We start from the raw sequence: 7,219 nt of genomic DNA, 5'->3' as shown, positions 1-7,219 counted from the left end.
ATAGCTACTTTGTTCATGGCAATGGTCTCCGATAGGCCCCCTGCGAAAGCTTAGTGGGCAATCGCAGGGGGCGGCGGGGGTAGCCATTTCATTAGGGGAAACGCGGTCCCACCAAGAACTAGGTCGGCTATAAGGCCGCCTCGCGGTGGATGTTGATCTCGGCGCCCCGTTAACCACGCTGGCTGAACGAAGGTATTGCGCAGTGGCCACGGAGCAATGCCTTCGCTCAGGCATGCCGAGCCTAGGCGAGGCACCGAGTGGTGGGGCAAAAGCGCTTTGGTTACTTTCGACTGGGCCGGCTTCCGGGCTTTTCGAAAGTGACCCGNGCATGCCGAGCCTAGGCGAGGCACCGAGTGGTGGGGCAAAAGCGCTTTGGTTACTTTCGACTGGGCCGGCTTCCGGGCTTTTCGAAAGTGACCCGCCGTTGGGCGGAACCATAAGCCGCCGTTACCTAAATAACGGATATACCCCCCAAAAGCCGTCAGCCCCGAACCCACCACCCCTGCCGACTCAACTCAAGCTTTTTTAAAAACACCCTCTGCGGCAACAGCAACCAAGCCAACGCCGGCAGCAAGATCAAGGCCCCCAGCATGTTCACCAAAAACATGAAGGCCAGCAAAATCCCCATATCGGCCTGAAACTTGATCGGCGAGAACGCCCAGGTCGACACCGCCACAGCCAATGTCATGCCCGTCAACAACACCACTTTGCCGGTGAACAGCAGCGCCTGGTAATACGCCTGGGCCAGGGTGTCGCCGGCACGCATCCGCGCCAGGATCACGCTCAGCACATAGAGCGCATAATCGACCCCGATGCCCACGCCCAGTGCGATGACCGGCAGTGTCGCGACTTTCACCCCCATGCCCAGCCCCACCATCAGCGCCTCGCACAGGATCGAGGTGAGCATCAGCGGCAGCATCGCGCACAGGGTTGCGCGCCAGCTGCGGAAGGTCACCAGACACAGCAGACTGACTGCGCCATAGACCCAGAACAGCATCTCGCGCATGGACTTCTTCACCACGATATTGGTCGCCGCTTCGATCCCCGCGCTGCCGGCCGCGAGCATGAACTTGACCTCCGGCATCTGGTGCCCGGCAATAAACTGCTCACTGGCCTCCACCACCCGGTTCAAGGTGTCAGCCTTGTGATCGGCCAGGTAAACGTACAGCGACAGCATCGAGCAGCCCTGATTGAACAGCTCTCGCGGGGCGCGGGTTTGCACGGCACCCAGTGCGCCGTCATTGGGGATCAGTTCATACCATTTGAAGTTGCCTTCGTTATACCCGGCCGTGGCGATCTTGCTCAGCGCGGCCATCGAGGTGGTCGATTCCACGCCGGGCAATTGCTCCAGTTGCCAGGCCAGCGCGTCTACCGCGGACAGGCTGGCATAACGGGTGCATTGATCCTCGGGGGTCTTGATCATGACCACGAAAATATCCGAGCTGGCCGCATAGTTCTGGGTCATGAACAACGCATCGCGGTTGTAGCGCGAGTCGGCACGCAACTCTGGAGCACCGGGGTCCAGGTCGCCGATTTTCAGGTGCAGGCTCACGGCAAAACCAAACGCGGCCAACAGCAAGCCAGCCAACATGGCGACAGTGGCCCAGCGCCGTTGAGTGAACAGATCAAGTACACGCCACAGGGGATGCTTGATCTGCGCCTGCTGTTCGGAGGTTTCCGCACTCAGGCTGCGTTGCGCCGCCGCCGGGCTGACGCCGATATAGCTGAGCAGGATCGGCAGCAGGATCAGGTTGGTGAAAATCAGCACCGCCACCCCGAGGCTGGCGGTGATTGCCAGGTCCTGGATCACCCGAATGTTGATCAGCAGCAACACCGCGAAGCCCACCGCATCGCAGAGCAAAGCGGTGATGCCGGCGGCGAACAGTCGGCGGAAGGTATAGCGCGCGGCAACCACCCGGTGAGTACCGCGGCCGATGTCCTGCATGATGCCGTTCATCTTCTGCGCGCCATGGCTCATGCCAATGGCGAACACCAGGAACGGCACCAAGGCCGAGTAGGGATCGAGTTCATAACCGAGCAGGGCCAGCAGCCCCAGCTGCCAAAGCACCGCCGCCAGTGAACAGATCACCACCACCAAGGTGCTTCGCGCGCAACGGGTGTAGCCAAACAGCACCAATACCGTCACCAGTACCGCCACCACGAAGAACAGCAGTACCTGGGTCATGCCCTCGATCAGGTCGCCGACAATCTTGGTAAAGCCGGTGACATGAATCCGCAGGTCATCGGTCTGGTACTTGTCTCGCAGCGCCTCCAGTTGCCGGGAAAACTCGCCATAGTCCAGCGCCTTGCCCGTCTGCGGATTGATTTCCAGCAACGGCACGAAGATCACGCTGGACTTGAAGTTGCCGGCGACCAATTGCCCGACTTCCCCGGAGCGGGCCACGTTGGTCCGCACCTGCTCAATGCTGGTGGCCGAGCCATCGTAGTCGTCGGGGATCACCGTGCCGCCGTCGAGCCCGTCTTCGGTCACGGCGGTCCAGCGCGTGGTCGGGGTCCACAAGGATTTCATGTAGGGGCGGTCGACACCGGGCAGCAGATAGAGCTCATCGTTGAGCCTGGCCAGGGTGTCGAGGTAGTCCTTGGTGAAAATGCTCCCCTGCTTGACCTCCACGGCGATGCGCAGCGAGTTGCCCAGGCCGCTCAGTTCCTTGCGATTCTCCAGGAAATTGGCGACGTAGGGATGCCCCGTGGGGATGGTCTTCTCGTAGCTGGCATTGATGCCGATGCGCGTGGCTTGCCAACCGAGCACCAACGTCACCAACAGACACAGCAGGATCACCAGCGGTCGATGGTTGAAGATCGCCCGCTCAGCGAAGTTGCCTGACGCCCGGTCGAAGTCTTCCTGGCGGCCGATCACGGTTTGGGTTCTGTCGTCTTTCAAGTTTGACTCCTGTTGCACGAGCCGTGGCCCGATAGCGCTACACCGTGAAGTTTCAAGGTTGACCTGCGGCCCGCGGATCCTGGTCAGCGGCCACGCCGGTCAAGCCGACGCTGGTCAGGCTGCCGTCGACCGCCTGTTGCACGGCAGCGAGCGTCCCGCCGCTGCGGCTCTGACGCTTGTCAAAGCTTCGCCCCTGGTCATGACTGAATAGAAGTTCACCACTCTGGCTGGCCAGCAACAGGCCGCCGTCGCGCAGTTCGACGGCGCTCGCCAGTGTCGACTCGATACCGGTGTCAAGGCGTCGCCAAGTGTTGCCACGATCCCCGGACCACCAGGCGTTTCCGCGTAAGCCATAGACCACCAAGGCCCCGTCGCGGGTGCCGAGCAGGCCGAAGAAGCTGCCCTCATACGGTGACTTCAAGGCCTGGAATGACTGCCCGGCGTCGGTCGAACGCAACAGCAAACCGCGCTCCCCCACCAACCACAGATCGTTGCCCAAGGCGCGGATGCCATACAGGTTCAAGCCCTGCGGATTGTCCACATGCCGCATCCACGGCTGCCAGCTTCGCCCACCGTCGTCGGTACGGAAGATCTGGTTGTAGGCGCCCACGACGTAGCCGTGCAGGCGGTCACTGAAGTACAGGTCGAGAAACGGTTTATCCGGTCCGTCATCGAGCATGCGCCGTGCCTGCGCCAAGTGGCTGGCACCGTCGGGTTGATTGACATCGCGCTCAGCGAACTGCACCGCCGAGGCGATGGCACGCTGACCGTCGAGTTGCTTTTGCCAGGTTTCCCCGCCGTCCCGGGTGTGCAGCACCACGCCCAGATGACCGACCGCCCAGCCCTGCTCGGCATCGACGAATTGCACCGCCGTCAGGCTGACGCTGACCGGCACCTTGGCCTGGCGCCAATTGACTCCAGCGTCATCGGAGAGCAGCACGATTCCGCGCTCACCAACCGCCACCAGACGCTCGCCGGCCCGGGCCAGCCCGAGCAACACCGAGCGCTGGGCCTTGGCGGTCGGCAATGCCGGTTGTTGCAGCACGGCCAATGTCGTGGCCTGTGCAACCAAGGGCACGCTCACCAACAGGCTTCCCACCAAGGCGAAAACACCCCAAAGCGGACTGCAGCGCGCAAAGATTTTTTCAACGTTCATATCGTTATTCCGCCCGGAAAATCGTAAGCGACCGCGGCGAACCTCCTCCTCGCCACGGCCGCCACAGGTTCAACGCATGTTTTCGTTGGCCATGGCATCCGGCGTGTAATAGGACGCCGAAGGTCTCGCGATCTTCTGGTACTGAACCGCCAGGTCATTGCTCGATGCGTTGAGGAAGTAGGCCCCGGTGTCGAGGTTGTAGCTGCCCCACATGACCTGTGCGGTGAGGACCGGCATGTCCGGCGCCAGCAGCGTCAGCGAATACATCTGCCGGCCGAGCTTGCCCTGGGCGTCATAACCGTCGGCCATCAGGATCTGCCAGGAGTCTTCGTCGACGTAGTAGGTCCGACGCGGCACGACATGGCGCTTGCCGGATTTGAGCGTGGCCTCGACCACCCAGACCCGGTGCTTCTCCCAACGCACCAGATCAGGATTGAGGAAGTTCGCCTTGACCAGGTCGTCGCTCTTGGCCAGCGCGGCGCGGTTATTGTTGTAGCCGACGATCAGCTCTTTCTTGCCCACCAGCTTGAGGTCATAGCGATCGGTAGGCCCGAACAGCATGAACGCTTCGTCGAACAGGCCGACGCCGGAGGTCACGAAGTCCGGCGTGTCATAGGCAATGTTCGGCGCCCGGCGAACCCGGCGCTGGCCGACCAGATACTGCCAGGCCGCCCGATTGGCCGGGTCCATGTCCCAATGGGTCATCAGGCCTTCGCCGGCCTTGGATGACGGCAACTCGGTCAGCAACTTGCCCACCTGGTACTTGCCCGCATAGTTTTCCAGGCTGCCGCCTTCGAAGTAGTAGGGAAACTGATAGGAGAACTGGGCCCGGGTCGCCTGGACTTTCTTGCCACCGGCGGTCATCAGCCAGGTATCGAAAGGCGCGCTGATGGTGTCGCCACCCTGCCAGGACAACCGGTAATTCCACAGCACTTGCGCACCGTTTTCCGGGATCGGGAACGGGATACCACCATAGGCGTTGGAGACTTTCTCGCTGGCCACGTCCAGTGTGGCGCGGGTGGCATTTTTGCTGGTGTTGTCATACACCCATTGCGGAGCGGCGGCCGAGCGATGGGTCGGGTACACGTCCAGGCGATAGTCCGGGTATTTCTTCAGCAGCAGCTTGGTCCCTTCGGCCAATTCGCTGGCGTACTGCTCCATGTTCGAGGCTTTGATCGAATACAGCGGCTTTTCGCCAGCGAATGGATCGGGGCGCTTGTCACCCGGTTTGTAGCCAGGCGTGACTTGGGTATAACCGCCCTGCCAAGCCGGGATACTGCCATCGGCATTGCCGGCGCGCTCGCCACCCAAGGGGGTCAGATCGGTTTTCAAGCGTGCGGCCTGTTCAGGCGACACCGCCGCCTGCGCCAGCCCCATGCCAGCAAGGGCCAGGGTCAGGACGCATGTGTTGAGGAATGCTGTGTTCTGCATGGCGAATCCACCTTATTAGAATGAGGTTTTCACGTAGAGCGAGACGAAGTCGCGATCGGCCAACGACTGTCCGTAACTGAAATTGCCGTCCTCGCGCAGCCCGGCTTTCGGTGCGCCGAAGAAGTTCACGTAGTTGAGGCCGACATCCCAGCGTTGCAGGTAGGTGGCTTTGAGCCCGACACTCCAGTCACCGGAATGGGTGTTGCCGAAGCCGGATTTGTTGACCGCCGATGAACGCCCATCGAGCACTATCCCCATGCCGATCGGCACGGTCAGGTCGATTCCGTCGACAATCTGGAAGTACGCCGGCTCGATCAATACCCGCAGCGCGGTGGCATCGCGGGTGGTGTTGGAATCCAGCGCGGCAGCGTTCTTGGTTACGCTCAGGGTGCGGTTCCAGGCCAGTTCAGCCAGGGCCGAGCCGCCGTCCCAGAACGCGGTGGGCGACAGCAGGTAGATCGCCGACAAGTTGGCGTGGGCGGTCTTGCCCCTGGCGAACAACTCATTGTCGCCACCATCGGCCGCCATGCCGGGGGTCACTACTTGCAGATTACTCACCAGCGGCGCGTTCCAGCGCACCGACGTTTCACCGGCAAAGTTGAACGGACCGTAGGCAGTTGAGAAGCTGACGCCTGCGGTCTTGATGTCTTCGGCGTAGACCTGACGATAGGAACCCAGGATCGGCAAGCCGCTGGCCGCAGACGCCGGACCGTCCAGGTAGGCGTACAACCCGATCGGCGCTTTGTCGTGATACTGGGCTGCGTAGAAACCCAGCTCCAGCTCGGTGCCGGTCGGCTTGAAGCGGATCTGCATGCCGCCCTGCCCCGAATTGCGCGGTTTCAAATCGCCGCCATTCACCGTGTCGTTGCCGAACACTTCGCGCAGAGGGCCACTGCCGTAGCCGATGGCATCGACATCGCTCAGGTAGCTGCCGGCGCCGGGCAGATTGGAACGTTCCCACTCAAACTGATAGTAGGCGCCCACCGACAGTTGCGGGTTGATCTGCAACTGCCCGGAGATCTGATTGACCGGGCGCAGGATCTCCTTGAACTGAGTCCCCGGCACGCTGAGCAACTTGACCACATCCGTCGGGCCCTGGGCATTGGCAATGCCGTTGCCACCGTAGAACAGGCTTTCCCCATAGATCAGGCTGTGTCGGCCCAGGCGCGCCACGCCCTGGGAGTCTTCACCCAGATCCCCGCGCAAGAACACGAAGGCGTCGAGGATTTCCGCGTCACGACCATGGAGCTTGCGGGTTTCACTGAGGAAATGCGTTTGCTCGCTGCTGTCGGTGTCCTGGTTGTAGATATCGTCGTACCAGGCTGCGCCGCTCACGCGCAGCCCATAGTTTTGCCGGCTCAGGTCCATTTCGGAAAACAGGTCCAGGCGGTTGGAGACCAGGCCACGGCTGAAATTCTTGTCGCCCTGGCTCTGGATCGAGGGGTACAGGCCGTTGGCGGTTGGCGCGTTGACCAAGCGGCTGTCCTGTCCATGCAGGCGCCAGGCCTGGCTGTACTTGATGGTGTTGTCCCAGCGCAGTTTCCAGTCGGAGTCACCCAGGTCCATTTGCATGGCCTGGACCCTTTCGACCATCACACCGGTGCTGCATAACGCCAGGAACAGGGCGCAATGCTTGAAACCAAAGCAATCTTTGAGGTTATCCATGGACGCTTCTCATTATTGTTATTTTTTGGCATGGCTTTGCAGCCAACACGCTCGGGTAGCGGCTT

At 61.5% G+C, this 7,219-nt stretch carries 4 protein-coding genes; all 4 read right to left on the bottom strand.

Going from position 1 to position 7,219, the window contains the following annotated elements:
* Positions 1 to 481: 481 nt before the first annotated feature.
* A complete protein-coding gene (locus ASC85_RS15745; RefSeq protein ID WP_057450311.1) occupies positions 482 to 2,902 on the bottom strand; it encodes an efflux RND transporter permease subunit in 2,421 nt (806 codons plus the stop codon).
* Positions 2,903 to 2,954: 52 nt separating this feature from the next.
* Positions 2,955 to 4,058, bottom strand: a complete 1,104-nt coding sequence (locus tag ASC85_RS15740) for a WD40/YVTN/BNR-like repeat-containing protein (protein ID WP_057450304.1) — start codon at positions 4,056 to 4,058, stop codon at positions 2,955 to 2,957.
* A 69-nt stretch (positions 4,059 to 4,127) separates the two neighbouring features.
* Entirely contained in the window at positions 4,128 to 5,489 is a 1,362-nt protein-coding gene (locus ASC85_RS15735) for a DUF1329 domain-containing protein (RefSeq protein WP_057450302.1), read from the bottom strand.
* A 15-nt stretch (positions 5,490 to 5,504) separates the two neighbouring features.
* Entirely contained in the window at positions 5,505 to 7,154 is a 1,650-nt protein-coding gene (locus ASC85_RS15730) for a DUF1302 domain-containing protein (RefSeq protein ID WP_057450300.1), read from the bottom strand.
* Positions 7,155 to 7,219: the final 65 nt, after the last annotated feature.

This window comes from Pseudomonas sp. Root401 (assembly GCF_001425105.1).
Classification (GTDB): Bacteria; Pseudomonadota; Gammaproteobacteria; order Pseudomonadales; family Pseudomonadaceae; genus Aquipseudomonas; species Aquipseudomonas brassicacearum.
Note: the sequence above shows the minus strand (reverse complement) of the source record. Positions and strands in the feature narration are given on the sequence as shown.

Bases quoted from the DNA above. Each gene is read 5' to 3' on its own strand.
- ASC85_RS15740 (WP_057450304.1), bottom strand. From the start codon at position 4,058: ATGAACGTTGAAAAAATCTTTGCGCGCTGCAGTCCGCTTTGGGGTGTT.
- ASC85_RS15735 (WP_057450302.1), bottom strand. From the start codon at position 5,489: ATGCAGAACACAGCATTCCTCAACACATGCGTCCTGACCCTGGCCCTT.
- ASC85_RS15730 (WP_057450300.1), bottom strand. From the start codon at position 7,154: ATGGATAACCTCAAAGATTGCTTTGGTTTCAAGCATTGCGCCCTGTTC.